General features: G+C 63.2%; 25 protein-coding genes and 1 pseudogene. 15 read left to right on the top strand and 11 right to left on the bottom strand.

Going from position 1 to position 24796, the window contains the following annotated elements; translation table 11 throughout:
• Window positions 1-8 precede the first annotated feature (8 nt).
• Together QN085_RS25325 and QN085_RS25320 are read left to right on the top strand one after the other, a co-directional pair.
• Window positions 9-575, top strand: a complete 567-nt coding sequence (locus QN085_RS25325; RefSeq protein ID WP_013970301.1) for a cytochrome c oxidase assembly protein — start codon at window positions 9-11, stop codon at window positions 573-575.
• Window positions 576-591: 16 nt separating this feature from the next.
• Window positions 592-1479 (top strand): cytochrome c oxidase subunit 3, encoded by an 888-nt coding sequence (locus QN085_RS25320; RefSeq protein WP_003258926.1) that lies wholly within the window; start codon window positions 592-594, stop codon window positions 1477-1479.
• 99 nt (window positions 1480-1578) lie between these two features.
• Here QN085_RS25320 and QN085_RS25315 read toward each other — a convergent pair whose 3' ends face one another.
• Window positions 1579-1782 carry a twin transmembrane helix small protein gene (locus QN085_RS25315; protein ID WP_003258925.1) on the bottom strand — a complete coding sequence of 68 codons (204 nt, stop codon included), beginning with the start codon at window positions 1780-1782 and terminating at the stop codon, window positions 1579-1581.
• Window positions 1783-1845: 63 nt separating this feature from the next.
• On the opposite strand from QN085_RS25315, the gene QN085_RS25310 reads away from it, so the two are divergent.
• From QN085_RS25310 to QN085_RS25290, 5 genes are read left to right on the top strand one after another with little or no spacing between them, the layout of a single operon-like run.
• Window positions 1846-2583, top strand: coding sequence for an SURF1 family protein (locus QN085_RS25310; protein ID WP_024087951.1), 738 nt, complete (start codon window positions 1846-1848; stop codon window positions 2581-2583).
• On the top strand, window positions 2552-3133 hold the full coding sequence (locus QN085_RS25305) for a PA_0111/PP_0108 family redox-active disulfide protein (RefSeq protein ID WP_023660931.1): 582 nt from the start codon (window positions 2552-2554) through the stop codon (window positions 3131-3133). Before QN085_RS25310 ends, QN085_RS25305 begins: the two co-directional genes overlap by 32 nt.
• Window positions 3134-3142: 9 nt before the next feature.
• The gene (locus QN085_RS25300) at window positions 3143-4222 is read left to right on the top strand and encodes a COX15/CtaA family protein (protein ID WP_023660932.1); all 1080 of its coding nucleotides are present in this window, start codon (window positions 3143-3145) and stop codon (window positions 4220-4222) included.
• The gene (gene cyoE / locus QN085_RS25295; protein WP_013970304.1) at window positions 4207-5100 is read left to right on the top strand and encodes a heme o synthase; all 894 of its coding nucleotides are present in this window, start codon (window positions 4207-4209) and stop codon (window positions 5098-5100) included. The genes QN085_RS25300 and cyoE overlap by 16 nt, the downstream gene beginning before the upstream one ends.
• Window positions 5097-5729, top strand: a complete 633-nt coding sequence (locus tag QN085_RS25290; RefSeq protein ID WP_013970305.1) for an SCO family protein — start codon at window positions 5097-5099, stop codon at window positions 5727-5729. The genes cyoE and QN085_RS25290 overlap by 4 nt, the downstream gene beginning before the upstream one ends.
• Before the next feature lie 119 nt (window positions 5730-5848).
• On the opposite strand, the gene QN085_RS25285 is transcribed toward QN085_RS25290, so the two are convergent.
• The 3 genes from QN085_RS25285 to QN085_RS25275 all read right to left on the bottom strand — a co-directional run bounded on the left by QN085_RS25285 (window position 5849) and on the right by QN085_RS25275 (window position 8362).
• Window positions 5849-6619 (bottom strand): MetQ/NlpA family ABC transporter substrate-binding protein, encoded by a 771-nt coding sequence (locus tag QN085_RS25285; protein ID WP_013970306.1) that lies wholly within the window; start codon window positions 6617-6619, stop codon window positions 5849-5851.
• A gap of 64 nt (window positions 6620-6683) precedes the next feature.
• Entirely contained in the window at window positions 6684-7355 is a 672-nt protein-coding gene (locus QN085_RS25280) for a methionine ABC transporter permease (protein WP_013970307.1), read from the bottom strand.
• Window positions 7355-8362 (bottom strand): methionine ABC transporter ATP-binding protein, encoded by a 1008-nt coding sequence (locus QN085_RS25275; RefSeq protein ID WP_003256960.1) that lies wholly within the window; start codon window positions 8360-8362, stop codon window positions 7355-7357. The genes QN085_RS25280 and QN085_RS25275 overlap by 1 nt, the downstream gene beginning before the upstream one ends.
• A gap of 227 nt (window positions 8363-8589) precedes the next feature.
• Between QN085_RS25275 and katE the strand changes: the two genes are divergently transcribed.
• Window positions 8590-10725 (top strand): catalase HPII, encoded by a 2136-nt coding sequence (gene katE, locus QN085_RS25270; RefSeq protein WP_013970308.1) that lies wholly within the window; start codon window positions 8590-8592, stop codon window positions 10723-10725.
• A 109-nt stretch (window positions 10726-10834) separates the two neighbouring features.
• On the opposite strand, the gene QN085_RS25265 is transcribed toward katE, so the two are convergent.
• The 4 genes from QN085_RS25265 to zur form a co-directional block, all read right to left on the bottom strand.
• Entirely contained in the window at window positions 10835-11542 is a 708-nt protein-coding gene (locus QN085_RS25265; protein ID WP_013970309.1) for a PA5502 family lipoprotein, read from the bottom strand.
• 127 nt (window positions 11543-11669) lie between these two features.
• A complete protein-coding gene (znuB, locus tag QN085_RS25260; protein WP_023660933.1) occupies window positions 11670-12452 on the bottom strand; it encodes a zinc ABC transporter permease subunit ZnuB in 783 nt (260 codons plus the stop codon).
• Window positions 12445-13221 carry a zinc ABC transporter ATP-binding protein ZnuC gene (znuC, locus tag QN085_RS25255; RefSeq protein WP_013970311.1) on the bottom strand — a complete coding sequence of 259 codons (777 nt, stop codon included), beginning with the start codon at window positions 13219-13221 and terminating at the stop codon, window positions 12445-12447. The genes znuB and znuC overlap by 8 nt, the downstream gene beginning before the upstream one ends.
• Window positions 13218-13703, bottom strand: coding sequence for a zinc uptake transcriptional repressor Zur (gene zur, locus QN085_RS25250; RefSeq protein ID WP_013970312.1), 486 nt, complete (start codon window positions 13701-13703; stop codon window positions 13218-13220). Before zur ends, znuC begins: the two co-directional genes overlap by 4 nt.
• A gap of 18 nt (window positions 13704-13721) precedes the next feature.
• Between zur and QN085_RS25245 the strand changes: the two genes are divergently transcribed.
• Window positions 13722-14678 carry a zinc ABC transporter substrate-binding protein gene (locus QN085_RS25245; RefSeq protein WP_052484820.1) on the top strand — a complete coding sequence of 319 codons (957 nt, stop codon included), beginning with the start codon at window positions 13722-13724 and terminating at the stop codon, window positions 14676-14678.
• 101 nt (window positions 14679-14779) lie between these two features.
• On the opposite strand, the gene QN085_RS25240 is transcribed toward QN085_RS25245, so the two are convergent.
• On the bottom strand, window positions 14780-15730 hold the full coding sequence (locus tag QN085_RS25240) for a homoserine kinase (protein WP_024087954.1): 951 nt from the start codon (window positions 15728-15730) through the stop codon (window positions 14780-14782).
• Window positions 15731-15799: 69 nt separating this feature from the next.
• Window positions 15800-16087: a DUF2782 domain-containing protein gene (locus QN085_RS25235; RefSeq protein ID WP_013970316.1), complete on the bottom strand. Its 288-nt coding sequence runs from the start codon at window positions 16085-16087 to the stop codon at window positions 15800-15802.
• A 75-nt stretch (window positions 16088-16162) separates the two neighbouring features.
• Here QN085_RS25235 and polA point away from each other — a divergent pair, with 75 nt between their 5' ends.
• A complete protein-coding gene (gene polA, locus QN085_RS25230; RefSeq protein WP_024087955.1) occupies window positions 16163-18910 on the top strand; it encodes a DNA polymerase I in 2748 nt (915 codons plus the stop codon).
• A gap of 400 nt (window positions 18911-19310) precedes the next feature.
• Here polA and yihA read toward each other — a convergent pair whose 3' ends face one another.
• Entirely contained in the window at window positions 19311-19943 is a 633-nt protein-coding gene (yihA, locus tag QN085_RS25225; protein WP_013970318.1) for a ribosome biogenesis GTP-binding protein YihA/YsxC, read from the bottom strand.
• 201 nt (window positions 19944-20144) lie between these two features.
• On the opposite strand from yihA, the gene QN085_RS25220 reads away from it, so the two are divergent.
• The 5 genes and pseudogenes from QN085_RS25220 (at window position 20145) to QN085_RS25200 (ending at window position 24759) form a co-directional block, all read left to right on the top strand.
• Complete coding sequence (locus QN085_RS25220) at window positions 20145-20447, top strand: c-type cytochrome (RefSeq protein ID WP_015268479.1); 303 nt, start codon at window positions 20145-20147, stop codon at window positions 20445-20447.
• A gap of 31 nt (window positions 20448-20478) precedes the next feature.
• Complete coding sequence (locus QN085_RS25215) at window positions 20479-21096, top strand: c-type cytochrome (RefSeq protein WP_003256951.1); 618 nt, start codon at window positions 20479-20481, stop codon at window positions 21094-21096.
• A 174-nt stretch (window positions 21097-21270) separates the two neighbouring features.
• Window positions 21271-21903 (top strand): thiol:disulfide interchange protein DsbA, encoded by a 633-nt coding sequence (gene dsbA / locus QN085_RS25210; protein ID WP_023661562.1) that lies wholly within the window; start codon window positions 21271-21273, stop codon window positions 21901-21903.
• Window positions 21904-21937: 34 nt separating this feature from the next.
• Window positions 21938-22770 (top strand): annotated as a pseudogene (locus QN085_RS25205) (endonuclease/exonuclease/phosphatase family protein).
• Window positions 22771-22797: 27 nt separating this feature from the next.
• Window positions 22798-24759, top strand: coding sequence for a GGDEF domain-containing protein (locus tag QN085_RS25200; protein ID WP_023661563.1), 1962 nt, complete (start codon window positions 22798-22800; stop codon window positions 24757-24759).
• The last annotated feature ends 37 nt before the right edge of the window (window positions 24760-24796 follow it).

Here is a 24796-nt window from a genome sequence, read left to right as displayed (position 1 = left end):
ACCGTGCCATGAACGGCCTTTCGCTGAAACGTCTGGTGTTGCGCCTGTTGATGCTGACGGTGGTGATGTTCGCCTTCGGCTTCGCCCTGGTGCCTATCTATGACGTGATGTGCAAGGCCTTCGGCATCAACGGCAAGACCGGAGGGCAGTACGAAGGCAGCCAGGTCAGCGACCCGACGCGTTCGGTGCGGGTGCAGTTCATGTCGACCAATGCCAGCGACATGGTCTGGGACTTCTACTCCACCGCCGACCAGTTGGAGGTCAACCCGGGTGCGGTGAACCAGATGATCTTCGTCGCCCATAACCCGACCGACCGGCCGATGAGTGCGCAAGCCATCCCCAGCATCACCCCGGCCGAGGCTGCGGCGTACTTCCACAAGACCGAGTGCTTCTGCTTCACCCAGCAGGTGCTGCAGCCCGGCGAACGCATCGAGATGCCGGTGCGCTTCATCGTCGACCGCGACCTGCCGGCCAGCGTGAAGCACCTGACACTGGCCTACACCTTGTTCGACATCACCGCTCGCCACCCGCCGGTCGCGCATGTCGCGGCCCAGGACGTCCAGGGCGCCCGTTAAGGGAAGGAGAACAGCAATGGCAAGTCATGAGCACTACTACGTTCCGGCGCAGAGCAAGTGGCCGATCATCGCCACCATCGGCATGTTCATCACGGTGTTCGGCCTGGGTACCTGGTTCAACGACATGAAGGCCGGCCACCCCGAGTCGCACGGGCCGCTGATCTTCTTCATCGGTGCGTTGTTCCTGGCCTACATGCTGTTCGGCTGGTTCGGTTCGGTGGTGCGGGAGAGCCGCGCGGGGCTGTACAGCCCGCAACTGGACCGCTCGTTCCGCTGGGGCATGAGCTGGTTCATTTTCTCCGAGGTGATGTTTTTCCTGGCCTTCTTCGGTGCGCTGTTCTACGTGCGCGTGCTGGCCGGGCCGTGGCTGGGCGGTGAAGGGGCCAAGGGTGTTGCGCACATGTTGTGGCCGACCTTCGAATTCACCTGGCCGCTGCTGCACACGCCCGACCCAAAACTGTTCCCGCCGCCCAAGGAAGTGATCGACCCGTGGCACCTGCCGCTGATCAACACCATCTTGCTGGTCAGCTCCAGCGTGACCATCACCATCGCCCACCATGCCCTGCGTCGCGGCCACCGTGGCCCGCTGAAATTCTGGATGGCGCTGACCATCGTCCTGGGCGCCAGCTTCATCGCGTTGCAGGCCTACGAGTACCACGAGGCCTATACCAAGCTGGGGCTGACGCTGGGGTCGGGTATCTACGGCGCGACGTTCTTCATGCTCACCGGCTTCCACGGCGCCCACGTGACCTTGGGCACGATCATCCTGATCGTGATGTTCGTGCGCATCTTGCGCGGGCATTTCAACCCGGAGAAACACTTTGGTTTCGAGGCGGCCAGTTGGTACTGGCACTTCGTCGATGTGGTGTGGGTGGGGTTGTTCATCTTTGTCTATGTGTTGTGAATAGAGAACCCTGTGGGAGCGGGCGCGCCCGCGAATGCGTCGGTACATTCAACATCGCATTCGCGGGCATGCCCGCTCCCACAGGGTCAGGTGAAAACTTCAGAAGGGGGCGTGTGAGACCAGCTGACCGCTGATGAAGCCCCAGGCCACCAGGCCGATGGTGAGGGCCGCCAGGGTCACCCGCACGGTCAGTGCCTTCAGCAAACGGGTCGAGTTTTCATCGTCCTTGACCAGAAACACCAGGCCGCTGAACAGGCTGGCAATCGTGGCCAACAGCATCAGGACAATCGCGGCCTTGAGCATGGCGATACTCCGGGGGGATGCGGTGATGTGGATAAGTATAGCGATCGGCCCGACGAGGCTCCGATGAGGCCGTTTCGTCCGGGCTGGGTACCAACCCTGGTGGTGCTTGCGCTGCTGCCGGGGCTGATCGCGCTTGGCTGCTGGCAACTCGGCCGTGCCGAGGAAAAGCGCGTGCTGCTGGCCGCCTATGCCGAGCGGCGGGTCGAAGCGCCAGTGGCCATGGCCCAGCTGACAGCGAACCAGGACAATGCCTTCCGCCGCGTGCATCTCTATGGCCGCTTCGACGCCGAGCACAGCTTGCTTCTGGACAACCGCATGCGTGACGGCCAGGCCGGTGTCGAACTGCTGCAACCCTTCCATGATCAGGCCAGCGGCGTGTGGCTGCTGGTCAACCGCGGCTGGCTGCCCTGGCCGGACCGCCGCGTGCCGGTGCATTTCGATACCCCTGCCCAGGCGTTGGCGCTGGACGCTTCGGTGTATGTCGCGCCTGGTAGCACGTTCCAGCTGCACCCCGACCCTGCAGGCGGCCAGTGGCCGCACCTGCTGACTGCCGTGGATGCCGCGCAGCTATGGCAACAGCTCGATCGCGATGGCTTCGCCCATGAGCTGCGCCTGGAACCCGGCCCGGCGACCTATCGCCTGGACTGGCCAGTCGTTGCCATGGGCTCGGAAAAACACCTGGGTTACGCCGTGCAATGGTTTGCCCTGGCAACCACTTTGGTACTGCTCTACCTCTACTTCGGCTGGCACCACAACAAGGAGAAACGCCATGGCCACCGCCACTCCACTGGAAGTGCCTGAACGCAGCAAACCCAGAGCCCGCGGGCGTTTGCAGCTGCTGCTGATTCTGCTGGTGGTGCTCGGGCCGATGGTTCTGGCCACCAGCATGTACAAGCTCAAGTTCTGGGTGCCGGACGGCCGCAGCTACCACGGCGTGATGATCGGCAACGGTGAGAGCCTTTCCGATCTCGGCGTGGCGGGCCAGGACGAGCGCTGGCAGCTGCTGGTGAGCACACCCACAGCCTGTGCCGAGGATTGCCAGCGGCTGGTGTACCTGGCCCGGCAGATCCAGGTCGGCCTGGGCCGTGATGCCAGCCGTGCCAGCCATGCCCTGGCGGCCGCCCAGCCGGCAAGTGCCGATTACCAGGCGTTGCTCGGCCGCGAATACCCACAGTTGCAGCGTTACCCGCTGGATGCGCAACGCTACCTGCAAAAGGTCGGCGAGACCGGCCCGCAGCTGTGGATCGTCGACCCACACGGCAACCTGGTGCTGCGCTACGACGCCAAGGTCAACGGCAAGCATGTGCTGGACGACCTGCGCCACCTGCTCAAGCTGTCCAACATCGGCTAGGAGCCTGCCATGGCCAGACCCGGATTCCGCCTTGCTGTGTTCGCCACCTTGCTGGCACTGCTGGTCGTCCTGCTCGGTGCCTATACCCGCCTGACCCACGCCGGCCTCGGCTGCCCAGACTGGCCGGGTTGCTACGGCTTCATCAGCGTGCCCAAGAGCGAAGCGCAGCTGGCTCATGCCGAGCTGCATTTCCCCGAACATCCGGTGGAAGCCGCCAAGGGCTGGGCCGAGATGGTCCACCGCTACTTCGCCGGCACCCTGGCGATGGTGATCGCCCTGCTCGCCTTGCAGGCGCTGCGCCGGCATGCCCGCGATGGCCAGCCTTACCGCCTGCCCTTGCTGCTGCTGGGCGTGGTGCTGGCCCAGGCAGCCTTCGGCATGTGGACGGTCACCCTCAAGCTGTGGCCACAGGTGGTCACCGCGCATCTACTCGGCGGCTTCACTACCCTGAGTTTGTTGTTCCTGTTGTCCCTGCGTCTGTCCCGGGCCTTTGCGCCTTTGCCAAAGCTGCCATTGAGCCTGCGCCGGATCGCCGCGCTGGCCTTGCTGGTGGTGATCGGCCAGATCGCCCTGGGCGGCTGGGTCAGTGCCAACTACGCGGCCGTCGCCTGCATCGACCTGCCCACCTGCCACGGCCAGTGGTGGCCGGCGGCGGACTTCAGCAACGGGTTCCATCTGACCCAGCACGTCGGGCCCAATTACCTGGGTGGGCAACTGGACAGTGATGCGCGCACGGCCATCCACATCAGCCACCGCCTGGGTGCACTGCTGGTGACCTGCGTGCTGCTGATGCTCAGCTGGAAGCTGCACCGCTGCGGCCTCCCTGGCCTGGCGCGGCTGGTGCTGCTGGCGCTGGTGATGCAAGTCGGCCTGGGCATCAGCAATGTGCTGCTGCACCTGCCGCTGGCCGTGGCCGTGGCGCACAACGCTGGTGGGGCGCTGTTGCTGTTGAGCATGGTGCTGGTGAACTACCGCATCCGCGTGGTCGACAAGGTTCGCGTGGGTGTCGGCCATGGCTGGCGCCTGCGGCCCGTGGCTGGCGTGGGCATCTCCCACCACATGAGGAATGATTCGTGGCGACGCTTCTGAGCGCACAGAGGGCCAGTTGGCGTGACTACCTGGAGCTGACCAAGCCCAAGGTGGTGGTGCTGATGCTGATCACCTCGCTGGCGGGCATGTTCCTTGCCACCCGTGCGGGTGTCAGCTGGAGCGTGCTGCTGTTCGGCAACTTGGGCATCGGCTTTTGTGCAGGCGGCGCGGCGGTGGTCAATCATGTGGTGGACCGACGCATCGACGCGCTGATGGCGCGTACCCACAAACGGCCGCTTGCCCAGGGCCGGGTCGAGCCGCTGCCGGCGCTGCTGTTCGCCCTGGCGCTGGCGCTACTTGGCATGGCCCTGCTGCTGGTGTTCACCAACGCCCTCACCGCCTGGCTGACACTGGCTTCCCTGCTCGGCTATGCGGTGCTCTACACCGGTTTTCTCAAGCGCGCTACGCCACAGAATATCGTCATCGGCGGCTTGGCTGGCGCCGCCCCGCCGTTGCTGGGCTGGGTGGCGGTCAGTGGGCATGTCAGCGCCGAGCCCCTGCTGCTGGTGCTGATCATCTTCGCCTGGACACCACCCCACTTCTGGGCTCTGGCGATCCACCGCAAGGAGGAATACGCCAAGGCCGATATCCCGATGCTGCCGGTGACCCACGGCGAGCGCTACACCAAGCTGCATATCCTGCTGTACACCCTGGTATTGCTGGCGGTGAGCCTGCTGCCGTACGCCATCCACATGAGCGGCCCGCTGTACCTGGCCTGTGCCCTTGTACTGGGCCTGCGCTTCCTGCAATGGGCATGGGTGTTGTACCGTGGCAGCCGGCCGCACGCAGCGATCGGCACCTTCAAGTACTCTATCGGCTACCTGTTCGCGCTGTTCATCGCGTTGCTCCTCGACCACTACCTGTTGCTGAACCTATGACCCGAACCCAGAAAACCGTCTTCATCCTCGTTGCCCTGGTCGCGTTGATCCTGGGCCTGACCGTCAACAAGGTGCTCAATGGCCGCGACCAGCCCAACCCCACCGAGCTGATCGATGCCGGCATCATCCTGCTGCCGCAGAGCCGTACCGTGGCCGACGTGACCATGACCAACCAGGACGGCCAGCCGGTGCAACTGGATGACCTGAAGGGCAAATGGTCGTTGCTGTTCTTCGGCTACACCTACTGCCCGGACATCTGCCCGACCACCCTGGCCCAGCTGCGCCAGGTGAAGAGCGAGCTGCCCAAGGAGGCCGTCGACCGGCTGCAGGTGGTGCTGGTGAGCGTTGACCCGAACCGCGACACGCCGAACCAGCTGAAGCAGTACCTGGGTTATTTCGACAAGGATTTCGTCGGGGTGGCGGGGTCGATCGAGGATACCCAGAAGCTGGCCAATGCCTTGAGCATTCCGTTCATTCCGGCCGATACCAGCAAGCCGGGGTATACCGTGGATCACAGCGGCAACCTGGCGGTTGTGGGGCCGGATGGGCGTCAGCGCGGGTTCATTCGGGCGCCGTTCAACAACCAGAAGCTGGTGGCGCAGTTGCCCGGGCTCGTGAAGCGGGATTGAGTTAGCCCCAAAAGCTTCGCGGGTAAACCCGCTCCCACAGGTACAGCGTAGGCCGTGAGCCTTGCGCTATCCCTGTGGGAGCGGGTTTACCCGCGAAGAGTCCAGCGCGATGTGACGGCTTAGAACGCCGGAACCACAGCGCCTTTGTACTTCTCGTTGATGAACTGCTTCACCTCAGGCGAGTGCAGCGCAGCAGCCAGCTTTTTCATGGCGTCCGAGTCCTTGTTGTCCGGGCGGGCAACCAGGATGTTCACGTAAGGCGAGTCGCTGCCTTCGATGACCAGGGCGTCTTTTTCCGGGTTCAGCTTGGCTTCCAGCGCGTAGTTGGTGTTGATCAGGGCAGCATCGACCTGGGTCAGCACGCGCGGGATGGTGGCCGCTTCCAGCTCACGGAACTTCAGGCTTTTCGGGTTCTCGGCAACATCCTTCACGGTGGACAGGATGTTCTTGTTGTCCTTCAGCTTGATCACACCGGCCTTGTCAAGCAGCAGCAGCGCGCGGCCGCCGTTGGTGGCGTCGTTGGGGATGACCACGGTGGCGCCGGAGGACAGCTCGTCCAGCTTCTTGATCTTGGTCGAGTACACGCCCAGCGGCTCGATGTGCACGCCGGCAACGCTCACCAAGTTGGTACCCTTGGCCTTGTTGAACTCATCCAGGTACGGCTGGTGCTGGAAGAAGTTGGCGTCCAGGCGCTTTTCCGCCACCTGCACGTTCGGCTGGATGTAGTCGGTGAATTCCTTGACCTTCAGCTCCACGCCCTCTTTCGCCAGAACAGGTTTGACGAAGTTGAGGATCTCGGCGTGCGGAACCGGGGTAGCGGCAACGGTCAGGGACTCGGCGTGTGCCGAGAAGGCCGCGACAGCGGCGACAACAGCAAGCAGCTTCTTCATTGATCACTCCTTGTGAGGGCCGCGACGGCCCCCGAACGGGTCGGCCGGGCCGACCCCATTGGGGTTACTTACGGGAAAAATGCACGACCAGTTTGTCGCCCACGCTCTGCAGGACTTGAACCAGTACCAGCAACAGCACCACTGTGACGACCATCACGTCGGTCTGGAAACGCTGGTAGCCGAAGCGGATGGCCAGGTCGCCCAGGCCGCCGGCACCGACCACACCAGCCATGGCGGTGTACGAAACCAGGGTGATGGCGGTCACGGTAATGGCGGCGAAGATGCCCGGGCGAGCCTCCGGCAGCAGTGCGCTGGTGATGATCTGGCGGGTAGTGGCGCCCATCGACTGGGTGGCTTCGATGATGCCGCGGTCCACTTCACGCAGGGCGGTTTCCACAAGGCGCGCGAAGAACGGCGTGGCACCCACCACCAGCGGCGGAATGGCGCCGGCGACGCCCAGGGAAGTGCCTGTGATCAGCACTGTGATCGGGATCATAACGATCAGCAGGATGATGAACGGCAGCGAGCGCAGGATGTTGACGATCAGCGACAGCAGCGCATACACACCCTTCTGCTCGAACATCTGCTTTGGCCCGCAGAGGAACAGCAGCACGCCCAGCGGCAGGCCGAGCAGCACGGTGAAGAACAGCGAGCCGAACAGCATGATCATGGTGTCGACGCTGGCCAGCCAGATTTCGGCCCAGTCGACGTTGGCAAAGAAATTCAGGGCGTCCATCAACGCAGTACCTCCATATGTACGTCAGCTGCCTTGAAGCGGGCGAACGCCGCTTCCATGTCACCGCCGATCAGGGCGAGGGTGAGCTGGCCATAGGGGACATCCTTGATGCGGTCGATACGCCCGGCGAGGATGCTGTAGTCCACGCCGGTTTCGCGGGCCACGGTGCCCAGCAGCGGCGCGTAGGTGGCGTCGCCCTGGAAGGTCAGGCGCACGATACGGCCCGGCACGTGGGCGAAGTCGTCACGCTGCTCGCCTTCGTCAACCTGCTCGTCTTCCTGGACGAAGCGCTTGGTGGTGGGGTGCTGCGGGTGCAGGAACACCTCGGCCACCGAGCCCTGCTCGACGATCTGGCCGGCGTCCATCACTGCCACGCGGTCGCAGACCCGGCGGATCACGTCCATTTCGTGCGTGATCAGCACAATGGTCAGCTTCAGCTCACGGTTGATTTCGGCCAGCAATTGCAGGACCGAGGCGGTGGTTTGCGGGTCGAGGGCGCTGGTGGCCTCGTCGCACAGCAGGATCTTCGGGTTGGTGGACAGGGCGCGGGCGATGCCGACGCGCTGCTTCTGGCCACCGGACAGCTGCGCCGGGTACTTTCTGGCGTGGTCGGAAAGGCCGACGCGGGCCAGCAGCTCGGTCACGCGCTTGTCAATTTCGCTGCGCGACAGCTCGCCGGCCAGGGTCAGTGGCAAGGCGACGTTGTCGGCGACAGTCTTGGAGGCCAGCAGGTTGAAGTGCTGGAAAATCATCCCGACCTGCTGACGGAAACCGCGCAGCTGGCTCGCGTTGAACGCGGTAACGTCTTCGCCGTCGACGATGATCTTGCCGCCGGAAGGCTCTTCCAGGCGGTTGATCAGGCGCAGCATGGTGCTCTTGCCGGCGCCGGAATGGCCGATCAGGCCGAACACCTGGCCATCTTCGATGGTCAGGCTGGTCGGATTCAGTGCGGGGATTTCCCTACCGGCGACGCGGTAGGTCTTGTGTACCTGTTGGAACTCGATCACGTAGCGAACCTTGTGGGGCGCATGGAATTTGGGTCAGCGGTTAGCTGGGGTCGCGCATTTTAGCCTTTTCCCATAGCTGTTCTTAGCATTTATTTCGTAATGCACCAATCCTTCGGGCATATCGCGACAACCGGTAATCCTGATTGAACGCTCGGCAAAGCCTTCCGGTCACTACTTGCACACAGCCCGAAACGGGTATGCCTTAAGACTGACGAGGAGAGCCGATCATGCCCAGCAAGAACACGGACGCGCCAAAGCACAGCGAGGCCGCTGGCACCCAGACCCCGGACCGGGCCAATACCAACGCCAAGTTGCAGAGCCTGGAGGCTGACCGAAGCGATGCCACAGGCAGTGCGTTGCGTACCAACCAGGGGGTGCGCATCGCTGACAACCAGAACACGCTCAAGGCGGGTGATCGAGGCCCCTCGTTGCTCGAAGATTTCATCATGCGAGAGAAGATCACGCACTTTGACCACGAGCGCATTCCTGAGCGCATCGTGCATGCGCGAGGAACAGGGGCGCATGGCTATTTCCAGAGCTATGGCAACCACGCCGAGCTGACCAAAGCCGGCTTCCTGCAGGACCCGGAGAAAGTCACGCCCGTCTTCGTGCGATTTTCCACGGTACAAGGCCCGCGCGGCTCAGCCGACACCGTGCGTGACGTGAGGGGCTTTGCTGTGAAGTTCTACACCGACGAGGGCAACTTCGACCTGGTGGGCAACAACATGCCGGTGTTCTTCATCCAGGATGCGATCAAATTCCCGGATTTCGTCCACGCCGTAAAGCCGGAGCCGCACAACGAGATCCCGACCGGCGCTTCGGCCCATGACACCTTTTGGGATTTCGTCTCGCTGGTACCGGAGTCGGCCCATATGGTCATGTGGGCTATGTCGGACCGCGCTATCCCGCGCAGCTTGCGGATGATGGAAGGGTTCGGGGTGCATACGTTCCGCCTTATCAACGCCCAGGGCGTAGCCAGTTTCGTCAAATTCCACTGGAAACCGCGCCAGGGTGTGCACTCCTTGCTATGGGACGAAGCGCAGAAGCTGGCAGGCAAGGATGCTGATTTCCAGCGTCGCGACCTGTGGGAGGCTATCGAGACGGGTGATTACCCTGAATGGGAACTGGGTGTGCAGATCGTGCCGGAAGCCGACGAGCACAAATTCGATTTCGACCTGCTGGACCCGACCAAGATAATCCCGGAAGAACTGGTGCCGGTTACACCTTTGGGCAAGATGGTCCTGAATCGCAACCCGGACAACTTCTTTGCCGAAGTGGAGCAGGTGGCGTTCTGCCCGGCTCATATCGTGCCTGGCATCGACTTTACCAACGACCCTTTGTTGCAGGGACGGCTGTTCTCCTACACCGACACGCAGCTTAGCCGCCTCGGCGGGCCCAACTTCCACCAGATCCCGATCAACCGCCCCGTCGCTCCTAACCACAACAACCAGCGTGACGCCTTGCATCAGCATCTGGTGCACAAGGGTCGCGCATCCTACGAGCCCAATTCCATCGACGGTGGCTGGCCGAAGGAAACGCCACCAGCGGCGCAGGATGGCGGCTTCGAGAGCTACCAGGAGCGTATCGATGCGCACAAGATCCGCCAGCGCAGCGATTCGTTCAGCGACCATTTCTCGCAGGCGCGGTTGTTCTTCCAGAGCATGAGCCCGACCGAGCAGCAGCACATCATCAAGGCTTACAGCTTTGAGCTGGGCAAGGTGGAGCGGGAGACGATCCGTGCTCGGGAAGTGAATGAGATTCTCGCCAATATCGACCTGAAGCTGGCGGCTGCGGTTGCTGCCAACCTCGGTTTGCCTGCACCGAGCGCAGGCACTGTGCAAGTGAAGGGAAGCCAGCTTGCGCAGTCGCCTGCCCTGAGCCAGATGAACCACCCGGGCTCGGTTGGCATCAAGGGGCGCAAGATTGCCGTGCTGGTGGCAGATGGCGTAGACGCTGCCAGCGTGGACAAGCTGGTCAAGGCTCTGGAGGCGCACAGTGCCCGGCCGATGCTGCTTGGGCCGACCTCGGCACCGGTGATGGCCGCGGACGGTAAGCAACTGCCGGTGGATGCCTCCATGGAAGGGATGCCCTCGATCATGTTTGACGGGATTGTTGTGCCAGCGGGCAAGGCCTCGACCGATGCGCTGGCAGGCAGTGGTTTGGCCAAGCACTTCCTGCTGGAGGGCTACAAACACCTGAAGGCGATGGTGGTGACCAAAGAGCTTTTGGGCAGCTTGGGGCTGAAAGAAGACAAGGGGTTGCTGCTGGGGGACGAGCAAAAGACCGTGGATGCCTTCGTCAAAGCGGTAGAGGGGCATCGGGTGTGGGAGCGGGAGGCGGCTGCGGAGGCTGTGCCTGCCTAAGGGGCTGCTTTGCACCCCATCGCGACACAAGGCCGCTCCTACAGGAGATCGCATTCCCTTGTAGGAGCGGCCTTGTGTCACGAAAGGGGCGCGCAGCGCCCCCAGATTCTTAACGCTGATGCGGAACCAGAACCACCTGCGCCGGCAACGCCCGCTGAATCTCGTGCTTCTGCTTCAGCTCGAACCCGCTGTCGATCTTGCGCACGCGTTTCTCCAGCAAGGTCTTCAGCCAAGGCGCATCTTCGGTACGCGGCACCTGGAACACCACGTCGCATTGATAGCTCACCACATCGGCGGCAATGTCATCCAGCTGGCGACGCATGGCGCGGCTGTCGGTAGTCTTCAAGGCCACGACGGTGCTCGGTGCAGCCGGATCGATGATGCGCGCCTTGGGCTTGGCCTCGGCCGCTTTCAACGCCGCTTCAGCCTTCTCCAGCTCGGCTTTGCGCGCCTGGGTCACGGTATCGCCACCAGTCACTGCCGGGGCCTGCGGCATCAGCGCGCGGGCACGGGCCAGGGCGGTGGCGGCAGCGTTCACATCACCCTTCTGCAGGAAGATCTGGCTGCGTTGCAGGTAGGCTTCGGCAAGCTGGCGCTGGTATTGCTCCAGGCGCGCGTCGTCCGGCGCCTGGGCCTGCAGGGCTGCCAGCTGGTCTTCGGCGGTGGCCAGCTCGTTGCTGGCGATGTTCTGTTGCAACTGCTGCCAGGCATCGGCTTGGGCAGGTGCGGTGGCCTGTTCGACCGGCGCGCTGGAACACGCAGCCAGGAACAGGGAAAACGCGGCAACAAGCAGATAACGGGAGGCGAACGGCTTCATTCCTGCGACTCTCTATTTGCGCAAAAAGCGAGCAAGTCTACACCCAGGTGCGCACGCTCGAAAACAAGTCTTACAGACCCTTTACGTGCGAAAAGGTTGCAGGGCGCGCCTTCACGCGCCCTGTTTTTCAGCGTTTTGGCAGGGCCAGGCTCAGCAAGAATAGCACCGCCGCGCATACCACGATCGATGGGCCTGCGGGGGTGTCCTTGAACCAGGACATGGCCAGGCCGCCGCATACCGCGGTCACGCCCAGCAGGCTGGCGCCCAGGGCCATCTGCTCGGGAGAGCGGGCGTGACGTTGCGCCGCAGCGGCAGGAATGATCAGCAGCGAGGTGATCAGCAGCACGCCGACGATCTTCATGGCCACGGCAATCACCACCGCGATCAGCAGCATCAGCGCCATGCGCAGCCCGGCCACCGGCAGGCCTTCGACCATGGCCAGCTCTTCGTGCACGGTGACTGCCAGCAACGGCCGCCACAGCGCAGCGAGCAGCAGCAACACCAGCACGCTGCCGCCGAGGATCCAGGCCAGGTCGGTGGTGCTGATGGCCAGCAGGTCGCCGAACAGGTAGGCCATCAGGTCGATGCGTACATCATGCATGAAGCTCAGCACCACCAGGCCCAGCGACAATGTGCTGGGGGCGAGTATGCCGAGCAGGGTGTCGGAGGCCAGCGGCTGGCGTTGCTGCAAGGTCACCAGCAAGATCGCCAGCAACAGGCAGCCCACGGTTACCGCCAGCGCCGGGCTGACGTCCATGGCAAAGCCCAGGGCCACGCCGAGCAGGGCGGCGTGGGACAGGGTATCGCCAAAATAGGCCATGCGCCGCCATACCACGAAGGAGCCCAGTGGGCCGGCCACCAGTGCCAGGGACAAACCGGCAAGCAGGGCGTAGAGAAGAAAATCAGCCATGCTTGCAGTGCGCTCCGTGAACATGGGTGCCAGGGGTGACCACCGAGCCGTGCAGGTCGTGGCTGTGGTCGTGATGGTGGTGGTAGATGGCCAGGCTGGGTGCGGCGGTCTGGCCGAACAGCTCGACGAATGCCGGGTCGCCGCTTACCTGCTCGGGGTGGCCCGAGCAGCACACGTGGCGGTTCAGGCACACCACCTGGTCGGTGGCGCTCATCACCAGGTGCAAGTCGTGGGAAACCATCAGCACGCCGCAGCCGTGGCGGTCGCGCAGGCGGGTAATGAGGTTGTACAGCTCGGTCTGGCCGACCACGTCTACGCCCTGCACCGGCTCGTCGAGCACCAGCAGCTGGGGTTCGCGCAGCAGGGCGCGGGCCAGCAGCACGCGCTGCATCTCGCCGCCGGAAATGGTCTGGATTGGGCTGTCGATCACCTGCTCCGCACCCACTTCCTGCAACGCCGACAAGGCTGCCGCGCGGTCTACACCGGGCACCAGGCGCAAGAAGCGCAGTACCGACAGCGGCAGCGTGGCATCGACCTGGATCTTTTGCGGCATGTAGCCAATGCGCAGTTTCGGCTTGCGCCATACCTTGCCGCGGTGCGGCTTGAGCAGGCCGAGCACGGCGCGCACCAGGGTGGTCTTGCCCGCGCCGTTGGGGCCGATCAGCGTGACGATCTGGCCAGGTGAGACTGACAGGTCGATGCTGTCGAGCACCGCCTCGCCACCGAAGGTGACACCGACCTGCTCCAGGCGGATCAGTGCATCGCTCATGCCGCGCTCCGGCAATTGCTGCAAAGGCCGACCACTTCCACCGTCTGGGTCTCGACCGCGAAGCCCACGCCCTTGGCGCTGCTGATGATGGCTTCGCTGATGCTGTCCTGTTCCAGTTCGATTGCCACATGGCAGGCCCGGCAGATCAGGAACTGGCCCTGGTGCAGGTGTTCCGGGTGGCTGCAGCCGATGAATGCGTTGAGCGAGGCGATGCGGTGGACCAGGCCGTTTTCCAGCAGGAAGTCCAGCGCACGGTACACCGTGGGGGGCGCGGCTCGGCGGCCGTCCTGCTCACTGAGCACGGCGAGGATATCGTAGGCGCCCAGCGGCTTGTGGCTTTGCCACACCAGTTCCAGCACTCGACGGCGCAGCGCGGTCAGGCGCAGGCCCTGGCGGGTGCACAAGGCGTCGGCTTCAGCCAATGCGCTGTGTACGCAATGGGAATGATCGTGAGGACGGTTGGCCAGCGGCGTGATGGACATGGGCAGCGACGGTTCTGGATGGAGACGTTATTATGTTACCTGTTTCTGACGACTCGAGTATTCACCGTGTCCCGATTCCTAGTCCTTTTTGTCGCTTTCATCGCATTTTCCGCCCAGGCCGACGTGCGCGTGCTGACCAGTATCAAACCCCTGCAGCAGATTGCCGCTGCCGTGCAGGACGGTGTTGGCACCTCTGAGGTATTGCTGCCTCCGGGGGCTTCGCCACACCACTACGCGCTGCGCCCGTCCGACGTACGGCGGGTAGGCGATGCCGACCTGCTGTACTGGATCGGCCCGGACATGGAGGGCTTCCTGCCGCGGGTACTGGGCAATCGCAGCAAGCCCACTGTGGCCGTGCAGGCGCTACCGGGCATGAAGCTTCGGCATTTTGGCGAGGACAGCCATTCCCATGAGGAAGAAGACCACGATGACCATGACCACGACCACCGCCCGGGCAGCCTGGATGCTCACCTGTGGCTATCGTCAGTCAATGCGCGTGTAATTGCAGCGAAGATGGCGGATGACCTGGCGCAGATCGATCCAGCCAATACGGTGCGCTACCAGAGCAACCTCAAGGCCTTCGACGAACGCCTGGACGCATTGGATAAGCGGATCAAGGCGCGGGTGGCCGGGATTGCCGGCAAGCCGTACTTCGTGTTCCACGAAGCATTCGACTATTTCGAGGCCGAGTATGGCCTGAAGCACACCGGGGTGTTCAGCGTAGCGTCCGAGGTGCAGCCGGGTGCGCAGCACGTGGCAGCCATGCGCAAGCGTCTGCAGGAAGTGGGCAAGACCTGTGTGTTCAGCGAACCGCCGCTGCGGCCCCGGCTAGCCGAGACCTTGACCGCCGGGCTGCCGGTGCGCCTGGCCGAGCTGGATGCCTTGGGCGGTACCGACCCGGTGGATGGCAAGGGCTATGAGCGCTTGCTGGAGAAGCTGGGTGGCGACCTGGTTGGGTGCCTGGAACAGTTGTAAGCCTGTACCGGCCTCTTCGCGGGTAAACCCGCTCCCACAGGGATAGCGCCAGCCTCACGCCTGTGTGGGAGCGGGTTTACCCGCGAAGAAGCAGACACGCTCTAGAGGGCGAACGGCAGGTGCAAAGCCACCTGCTGGCGCTGCGCCAAACGCACTTCGAACTCGCTCGGGTCGTGGATCATCACATCCATTCCGGCAAACGATTCCGCTGCAATCAGGCGCGACAGCCAGAAGCGCACGCAGCCTACCCGCAACATCTCCGGCCACAGCTCAGCTTCGGCCGCGGTGAACGGCCGCAGCGCCGCATAGGCCGCCAGCAACGCCTGGGCGCGTGGCACATCGATCGCGCCGTGTTCATCCAGGCACCAGTCGTTCACGGTGATGGCAATGTCATACAGCATCGGCCCGGAACAAGCGTTGTAGAAGTCGATCACACCGGTCAGGTGGGTGCCTTCGAACATCACGTTGTCGCGGAACAGGTCGGCATGCAGGTTTGCCCGTGGCAGGGCCAGGATCTGTGCCTTGTGCGCACTGATTTCATCCAGAGCCGGTTGCAGCAGCGCGGCTTGCTCGGCGGTAAGGCGCGGCAGCAACTCGGCACCCGAAGCCAGCATCCAGTCCAGGCCGCGGTCGGTGCGGCGCTCGATGATGTGCTCGCGGGTAGCCAGGTGAATGTGCGCCAGCAGCTCGCCGACCTGGGCGCAGTGCTGGGCGTTCGGTGCCTTGATGTGCTTGCCCGACAGCCGTGGCTGCAGCAGCGCCGGCTTGCCGCACAGCTCGCGCAGGCCATTGCCGTCGCGGTCGCGTATTGCATAGGGCACCGGCATGTCGGCTGCGTGCAAAGTGTCCAGCAGCTCGATGAAGAACGGCATGTCCTCGCTGGGCCCGCGCTCGATCAGCGTCAGGACGAACTCCCCCTGTTCGAGGCTGACGAAGAAATTGCTGTTCTCGGTGCCGGCGGCGATGCCCTGGAAATCGAGCAGACGACCCAGCGCGTACGGCGCCAGAAAGGTTTCCAGCTCAGGCCGGGTCACGGGGGTGAAGACTGACATGATGAAAATTTGCCCATACGGGCACTTCCGCCGGGAAGTGCCGGGTTGATGTGAACGGTGCGCGTCAGATTACCACTCGAAGATCTTCCAGGACGGAATCAGCATGTCCGGCTGGTCGGAACGAATGAAATTGCCATCAGAGCCATCGGCGCGTACCAGGAAATAAGGCTTGCCGTTTTTCGGCGTGATCTTGATCGCATACAGGAACCCGTTCTGCCGGTACTCCTGGATGGTTTTGTCGCCTTCCGTGCGAATGGTCACCTCGGGATCGGCCGAGGGGGCGTCGTCCGCCGCCAGGGTGACGACAGGCATGGTGGCCAACAGACCGAGCAGTAACAGGCGATTGAGTGTACGCATGATAACCTTGTCCCTTTGTCGTCAATGATTCTGGCTATTCTAGCGCCGGACCCGTCGAAAAGGTTGATTCTGCTCATGAGCCAAGCGCCCCTCGTCCTGGTGGACGGTTCCTCCTACCTGTACCGCGCCTTCCACGCGCTGCCGCCGTTGACTACCTCCAAAGGCATGCCGACCGGCGCGGTGAAGGGGGTGCTGAACATGCTCAAGAGCCTGCGCAAGCAATACCCCGACAGCCTGTTCGCGGTGGTGTTCGACGCCAAGGGTGGCACCTTCCGCGATGCCATGTTCGCTGAATACAAGGCAAACCGCCCGAGCATGCCTGACGACCTGCGGGTACAGATCGAGCCGCTGCACGCCAGCGTCAAGGCGCTGGGCTACCCGCTGCTGTGCGTCGAGGGGGTCGAGGCCGACGACGTGATCGGCACCCTGGCGCGCAGCAGCGCCGCGTTGGACCGCCCGGTGATCATCTCGACCGGTGACAAGGATATGGCGCAGCTGGTGGACGGGCACATTACCTTGGTCAACACCATGACCGGAAGCGTGCTGGACGTGGCTGGCGTGCACGAGAAATTTGGCGTCGGGCCGGAACATATCATCGACTTCCTGGCGCTGATGGGCGACAAGGTCGACAACATCCCCGGAGTGCCGGGCGTGGGCGAAAAAACCGCGGTGGGCCTGCTGACCGGTATCGGCGGCGGTCTCAGCGACCTGTATGCCAATCTGGACAAGGTCCCGACGCTGGCCATTCGCGGTGCCAAGACCCTGCCGGCCAAGCTGGAAGAGCACCGCGACGCGGCGTTCCTATCCTATGAGCTGGCTACCATCAAGGTCGATGTGCCGCTGGATATCGAAGTAGATGCCCTGGTGTGCGGCGAACCTGATCGCGACGCGTTGCTGGCGCTGTACACCGAGATGGAATTCAAGAGCTGGATCGCCGAGGTGCAGCGTGACGCTGCCAAGGCCGGTGACGAAATCGCGCCGGTCGCGGAGCAGGTGGCCAAGGTCGAGCCCAGGTACGAAACCATTCTCGATCAGGCCCGTTTCGACTTCTGGCTGGAGAAGCTGCGCCAGGCGCCATTGTTCGCTTTCGACACCGAGACCACCGGCCTGGACGCTCAGCAGGCCCAGCTGGTCGGCCTGTCGTTCGCCGTTGAACCGCACGAAGCGGCCTATGTGCCGCTGGCTCACGACTATGAAGGCGCGCCGGCCCAGTTGGACCGCACTGCCGTGCTGCTGGCGCTGAAGCCACTGCTGGAAGACCCGGGCAAGGCCAAGGTCGGGCAGAACGCCAAGTACGATATCAACATCCTTGCCAATGGCTCGCCCGCCATCGAAATGCGCGGCGTTGCCTACGACACCATGCTCGAGTCGTACGTGCTGAACTCCACCGCCACCCGTCACGACATGGACAGCCTGGCGCAGAAGTACCTCGACCATACCACCATTGCCTTCGAGGATATCGCCGGCAAGGGCGCCAAGCAGCTGACCTTCAACCAGATCCACCTTGACAAGGCCGGCCCCTACGCTGCCGAAGACGCCGACATCACCCTGCGCCTGCACCAGGCGCTGCAGGCGCGCCTGGCGCAGACGCCGAGCGTGCAGCCGGTGCTGATGGACATCGAGATGCCGCTGGTGCCGGTGCTGGCCAAGATCGAGCGCCAGGGGGCGCTGGTCGATGCCGCGTTGCTGCAGGTGCAGAGCGGTGAGCTGGGGCTAAAGATGGCCGAGCTCGAGCAGCGCGCCTATGAGCTGGCCGGTGAGGAGTTCAACCTCGGCTCGCCCAAGCAACTGGGCGCGATCCTATACGACAAGCTGGGCATGCCGGTGCTAAGCAAGACCACCAAGGGCCAGCCATCCACGGCAGAAGCGGTGCTCGACGAACTGGCCGAGCAAGGCTACCCGCTGCCGGAGGTACTGATGCAGTACCGCAGCCTGAGCAAGCTCAAGAGCACCTACACCGACAAGCTGCCGGGGCAGATCAACCCGCGCACCGGGCGTATCCACACCTCATACCAGCAGGCGGTGGCGGCCACCGGTCGACTGTCGTCCAGCGACCCGAACCTGCAGAACATCCCGATCCGTACTGCCGAAGGCCGGCGCATCCGCCAGGCTTTCGTTGCCAGCCCGGGTTACAAGCTGCTGGCGGCGGACTACTCGCAGATCGAGTTGCGCATCATGGCCCACCTGGCCAAGGACGAAGGCTTGCTGCATGCCTTCCGCAACAACCTGGACGTGCACCGCGCCACGGCGGCGGAAGTATTCGGCGTAGCCTTGGAAGACGTCACCACCGATCAGCGCCGCAGTGCCAAGGCCATCAACTTCGGCCTGATCTACGGCATGAGCGCCTTTGGCCTGGCCAAGCAGATCGGCGTCGACCGCAAGCAGTCGCAGGATTACATCGACCGCTACTTCGCCCGCTATCCGGGCGTGTTGGCGTACATGGAGCGCACCCGCGCCCAGGCGGCGGAGCAAGGCTTTGTAGAAACCCTGTTCGGCCGCCGCCTGTACCTGCCGGATATCAATGCCAAGAACCCGGCCCTGCGCAAAGGCGCCGAGCGCACGGCGATCAACGCCCCGATGCAGGGCACTGCGGCCGACATCATCAAGCGGGCCATGGTCAATGTGGATAACTGGCTGAGCGAGAGCGGGCTGGATGCCCGGGTGATCCTGCAGGTGCACGACGAACTGGTGCTGGAAGTGCGCGAGGACCTGGTGGAGCTGGTGAAAGATGAAATTCGCCAGCACATGAGCAAGGCCGCGAAACTGGATGTGCCGCTGCTGGTCGAGGCAGGAATTGGTGCGAATTGGGACGAAGCTCACTGATCGGGTGGGGAAAGCTGTGTAGGATCCGTGTTGTAGCGATGCGGATCCGGCACTGCTCAGTGCCAGCGGTGCTGAAGTTTCATGAAACTATCGCAAATAGTTTTCAGGGCTCTGGAACTAAACCGGTGAAACGGAACTCAGAGTAACTGAATGGCTGGTGAAGCCTTTCGATGCTCCTATGTTGTGTTAAGTGTTGGCAGATATCTGGACCCCGCCCTAGCGGTCCGGACTTGGACCCCGAACTTCCCCCTCCCCATACGAAGTCCGGGGTTTTTTTTGCCCGGAATTTGACTTAGGGCTAATAGAGAGCCCTGTGGGAGCGGGTTTACCCGCGAATGCGATGTCGGATGCACCGCCGCATTCGCGGGTAAACCCGCTCCCACAGGTTACGAGCAAACATTCAAATGACTGGCTTGTCTTCCAGCTCCATCCAGTCCGCCAGCACCCGGTATGCCTCTTCCAAGCCCAGGCGCTTGGGCGCCGAGAACAGCTGGATGGTCACGCCATCGCCCCAACCCTTGCGGATTTCCGACTGCACCTTGAGCAGGGTGTTCTTGCCCGCGCCGTGGGTCAGCTTGTCGGCCTTGGTCAGCAGGATGTGCATCGGCATGCTGCTGGCCTTGGCCCAGTCGAGCATCATCTTGTCGAAGTCGGTCATCGGGTGGCGCACGTCCATCATCAGGATCACGCCACGCAGGCACTCCCGGCTGCCCAGGTAGGCTTCCAGGTGTTTCTGCCAGTGCTGCTTGAGCGGAATCGGGACTTTTGCATAACCGTAGCCTGGCAGGTCGACCAAACGCCGTTCATCGTCCAGACTGAAGAAATTCAACAGCTGGGTGCGCCCGGGGGTTTTCGAGGTGCGTGCCAGGCTGGCATGGGTCAGGGTGTTGAGGGCGCTGGATTTGCCGGCGTTGGAGCGGCCGGCGAAAGCCACCTCGTAACCCTGGTCGTCCGGGCATTGTTCGACCTTGGCAGCGCTGAGGGCGAATTTGGCTTTCTGGCAGAGGCCGAGGATGGGGTTCTTGACTTGCATGGGATATCCGATGTGGGTGTTGCCTGACTCTATAGGCCCGAGCCTGGCAAGCGGTGTCGTTTCCGTTTGGATGGCGGAAGTATATAATGCCCCAGTTTTTGTGTGCTCATTCTCCCGGCGAAGGAGAACGGGCATGGGGTGTCGAACAATAGCTCGCGCAACAGAACGCAGCGCGGCCCCCAACCCTGAAGGTCGTTCCGCATGGCGAAATGGCTGCTTGCTGTCGGTATGTTCCTGCCGTTTTTCAGCGCACAGGCTACACAGGATCCCGAGGTGTTGTACAACCGCACGTGTGCGGCCTGTCACACCGGGCAGTTGCCACAGGCACCCAGGCAGGGTGACCGGGCAGCATGGGAGCCAAGGCTGGCGCAAGGCATGGATGTACTGGTGAAGCACGTGACCCAGGGTTTCAAGGCTATGCCGCCGCGTGGATTGTGCATGGACTGCAGTGCCGAGGACTACCGTTTGGTCATCCTTTGGATGAGTGGCAGTCCCGATACATAACATTTCACCCTTAGCCGTGTTGGATTAGCTGATGAACAAACTAGTCGTGAGTCTGCTGTTGACCCTGGGTGTCGCAGGTGCGGCCACTGCTGCGCAACCCGTCAAAGGCGATGCCGCCGCCGGCCAGGCCAAGACGGCCGTCTGTGGCGCCTGCCACAACCCCGACGGCAACAGCCTGGCACCGAACTTCCCGAAACTGGCCGGCCAAGGCCAGCGCTACCTTGAAAAACAATTGCACGATATCAAGTCGGGCAAGCGTACCGTGCTGGAGATGACCGGCATGCTGGCCGCGTTCAGCGACCAGGACCTGGCCGATATCGCCGCCTACTTCTCCAGCCAGAAAGGCAGCGTGGGCGCGGCCGATCCCAAGCTGGTCGAGCGTGGCCGGGCGCTGTTCAACGGTGGAGATCTGGAAAAAGGCATGCCTGCCTGCACCGGCTGCCACTCGCCTAACGGCGCGGGTATCGCCTTGGCCGGCTTCCCGCACCTGGGCGGGCAGCACGCGCAGTACGTGACCAAGCAGCTCACCGACTTCCGCGAAGGCAACCGCACCAACGATGGCGATGCCATGACCATGCGCACAATCGCCGGCAAGCTGAGCAACCACGACATAGAGGCGCTGGCCAGTTACATCCAGGGCCTGCACTGAGGCCATTACAGGCGGCGCATTAACTTTCAGTTAATGTTGTAGGCCAATGATGAAAGGGCGGCCGGACCGCCCTTTTTTCCGTCCGCAGCCGTTACACTACAGAACTCGGCCCGTTCCCGGCCTGTCTCAGTGCAGGTCGCGTCGTGGCGACCAATGACTGCCCAGGAGTAAAGCATGCGTAAACTGATTCTCAGCGCCGCGCTGGTCGCTGCCAGCGTATTCGGTATGACTGCCGTCCAGGCCGCCGAGCCTGTCGCTGGCAAGGAATACCTCGAGCTGAGCAACCCTGTTGCGGTTTCCGTACCTGGCAAGATCGAAGTGGTCGAGCTGTTCTGGTACGGCTGCCCCCACTGCTATCACTTCGAGCCGACCATCAACCCGTGGGTCGATAAACTGCCCAAGGACGTCAACTTCAAGCGTGTACCAGCCATGTTCGGTGGCGCGTGGGACGCCCATGGCCAGATGTTCCTGACCCTCGAAGCCATGGGCGTCGAGCAGAAGGTACACGCCGCGGTGTTCGATGCCATCCAGAACCAGCGCAAGCGCCTGACCGACCCGCAGGACATGGCCGACTTCCTTGCCACCCAGGGCGTGGACAAGGACAAGTTCCTCGCCACATTCAATTCGTTCGCCATCAAGGGCCAGGTCAACCAGGCCAAGGAACTGGCGAAGAAGTACGAGATCACCGGCGTACCGAGCATGGTGGTCAACGGCAAGTACCGCTTCGACCTGGGTACCGCCGGCGGGCCGGAAGGCGTACTGAACGTTGCCGACCAGCTGATCGCCAAGGAGCGCGCCGCTAAGTAAGCGGCGTAACCCATGCGCCGCTTCAGAACCGCGCGTGGCATTGGCCTGCACCAGCCGCAGGTCAACGAGCATCACTTGCATGCCCCTGGCCTGCCCGAGGATGGTCGTCTGCGGCTGCTCAGTTTCAACATCCAGGTGGGCATCAGCACCGAGCGCTACCGGCATTACGTGACTCGAAGCTGGCAGCACCTGCTGCCGCACAACGGGCGTGCCGGCAACCTGCAGAAGATTGGCCAACTGTTGGGCGACTTCGACCTGGTGGCCTTGCAGGAGGCCGATGGCGGCAGCCTGCGCTCGGGCTATGTCAACCAGGTCGAGCACCTTGCCCACCTGGGCGCCTTCCCCTACTGGTACCAGCAACTCAACCGCAACCTTGGGCGTTTTGCCCAGCACAGCAATGGCGTGCTCAGCCGCTTGAAGCCACAACTGCTCGAGGATCACCCATTGCCCGGCCCGGCTGGGCGGGGTGCGATTCTGGTGCGCTTTGGTGAGGGCGAAGATGCGCTGATCGTGGTGATGATGCACCTGGCCCTCGGCGCCAAGACCCGCGCCCTGCAACTGGGTTACATCCGCGAGCTGATTGGCGGCTACCGCCATCAGGTGCTGATGGGCGACATGAATACCCATGCCACCGACCTGCTGGAGCACTCGCCGTTGCGCGACCTGGGCCTGATTGCCCCGCAAGTCGAGGCCACCTTCCCCAGCTGGCGTCCACAGCGTTGCCTGGACCACATCCTGCTCAGCCCAAGCCTCACGCTGGAGCGTGTCGAGGTGCTGGCGCAGCCAATTTCCGACCACCTTCCCGTTGCTGTCGAGATTCGATTGCCTGATGCATTGACTGTGGATACGCTGCCGGTCCTGAGCTAATTGCCATCACCGTTTGCGGACCCGGGCATGACTGAAGACGCTGAGCGCTGGAAAGAAAAATACCTGAAAAGCATCGAGCAGCAGGAAAAGCTCGAGCGCCGTTGGGACGCCCGTCTCGACCTGCTGCGTCGTGGTTTGGTACGCAGCACCCTGGCTGCCGAAGGCAGCGACAAGGTGGTAGACCAGTGCATGAAGGAAATGCGCGAGGTCATCCGCAGCGACAACATGGACGCCGGCCTTGCCGGGTTGATTCCTCGTCTTGAGAAGGCGGTACTGGACTCCGAACAGCGTCGGGAAGCCCGCATGAACCAGGTCAGCGATGCGCTGACAGCGCTGGTCGACCAGCTGCAAGGCCTGCCATTGCCGAACGATGTGTCGCGTCCGTTGAAAAAGCTGGCGAAGAAGCTCGATGGCGGAGTGGCCCACTCACGCGACCTGCCACCGTTGCTGGGCGAGTTGAGCGGCTTGCAGGGCCGCGCGCTGTCAGCCTTGGGCAAATCGGCGGCGGAGGCCCGCCCCGGCTTCTTGCAGCGCTTGTTCGGCGGCCGCGAGGATGGCGTACAAGGCGAGCCAGCGCTTGTGCCTCTGGCGCTGCCGGTTGTCGAGGCGCAGCCTTTGGCGGCACCTGCCGGTGTCGATGCCCCGCAGCCCGACGACATGGACGCGCTACAGCCGTTGCCAGCCTCCTCAGCTTCTGTTGTCGAAGCACTCGTAATATCGGAGCCCGAGCTGGAGGCACCAGGCCCGGCGCTTATCGAAACGGCCGAACTGTCACCAGCCCCGCTGCCGCTGCCGCTGCCGCTGCCGCTACCGCTCCCGGACGATGTACCGGCACCGGTAGCTATCGCCAGCGAGCCGCCGGTTGAAGCAGGACCGGCGCAAACACTCGAAGAAACCTTTGGCGAAGATGGTCCCTACGCCCTGCCCTACGCGGTGGAGCCGCCCTACAGCCAGGTTGCCGAGCACATCGAGCACACTCTGATCGGCTTGCTCGATGACCTCAGCCTGCCGGAGCGACACAAGGCCCAGGCGCTAGAGATGCGTGAACGCGTCGCCCGGGGCTTGAACTGGTATGAGCTGATACCGGTGCTGGATGACCTGGCTGTGCTCATGCTGGCGATCACCGACAGCGGCCAGCACGAATTCGAAACCTACCTGCAGCAGCTCAACGAACGCCTGGAAGGTTTCCAGAGCCACCTGCACGAGGCTAGCGCCGGCCATGCCGACAACAGCTCGGCCGCTCGCGAGCTGGATAGCCAGCTGCGTGAGCACGTCGATGGGTTGCAGAGCAGTGTGCAAGGTGCCGCCGACGTCGACAGCCTCAAGCATATTCTGGAAAACCGCCTGGAAGGTCTGTTGGTGACCATGGATGAGCACAAGCATGAGCGTGATCGCCGCGAACAGGAGCTGGCTGGACGCCTGCAAGGGCTGTCGGAGCGGGTGGCGAACATGGAGCAAGAGGCGCTCGGCTACCGTGAGCACTTGGAAGAGCAGCGCCAGAAGGCCTTGCTTGATCCCCTAACCGGCCTGCCCAACCGTGCAGCCTGGAGCGAGCGGGTCGAGCGCGAAATGCTCGAATGGCAGGCACACGGCGGCCATCTGGCGATGGCGATCCTCGACCTGGACCATTTCAAGCGTATCAACGACAGCTATGGGCACCTGGCTGGGGACAAGGTCTTGAAGATCGTCGCCGACCAGTTGCGAAAGCGCCTGCGCGGCCATGACTTCATCGCCCGGTTTGGCGGCGAGGAGTTTGTCCTGCTGCTGCCGCAGACCTCGCCGGCTGCCGCTGCCCAGATAGCCGAGGTGCTGAGGGCCACGGTCGAGGCGTGCCCGTTCCACTTCAAGGGCGAACGGGTGGTGATCACCACGTCCATCGGCCTGGGTGCATTCCGTCCCGGCGAGCGCGGCGATCAGGTGCTCAAGCGCGCCGATGCGGCGCTTTACCGGGCCAAGGAATCGGGACGCAACCGTATCGAGCTGGCATAGCCGGTAGCTGCTGACTCGCGGCAAGCACGGCCCTTGG

This window comes from Pseudomonas sp. M2(2023), assembly GCF_030263955.1.
In the GTDB taxonomy this organism is placed as follows: domain Bacteria; phylum Pseudomonadota; class Gammaproteobacteria; order Pseudomonadales; family Pseudomonadaceae; genus Aquipseudomonas; species Aquipseudomonas asiatica.
The sequence above is the reverse complement of the archived record's forward strand: the minus strand, read 5'-3'. Positions and strand labels throughout refer to the sequence as shown.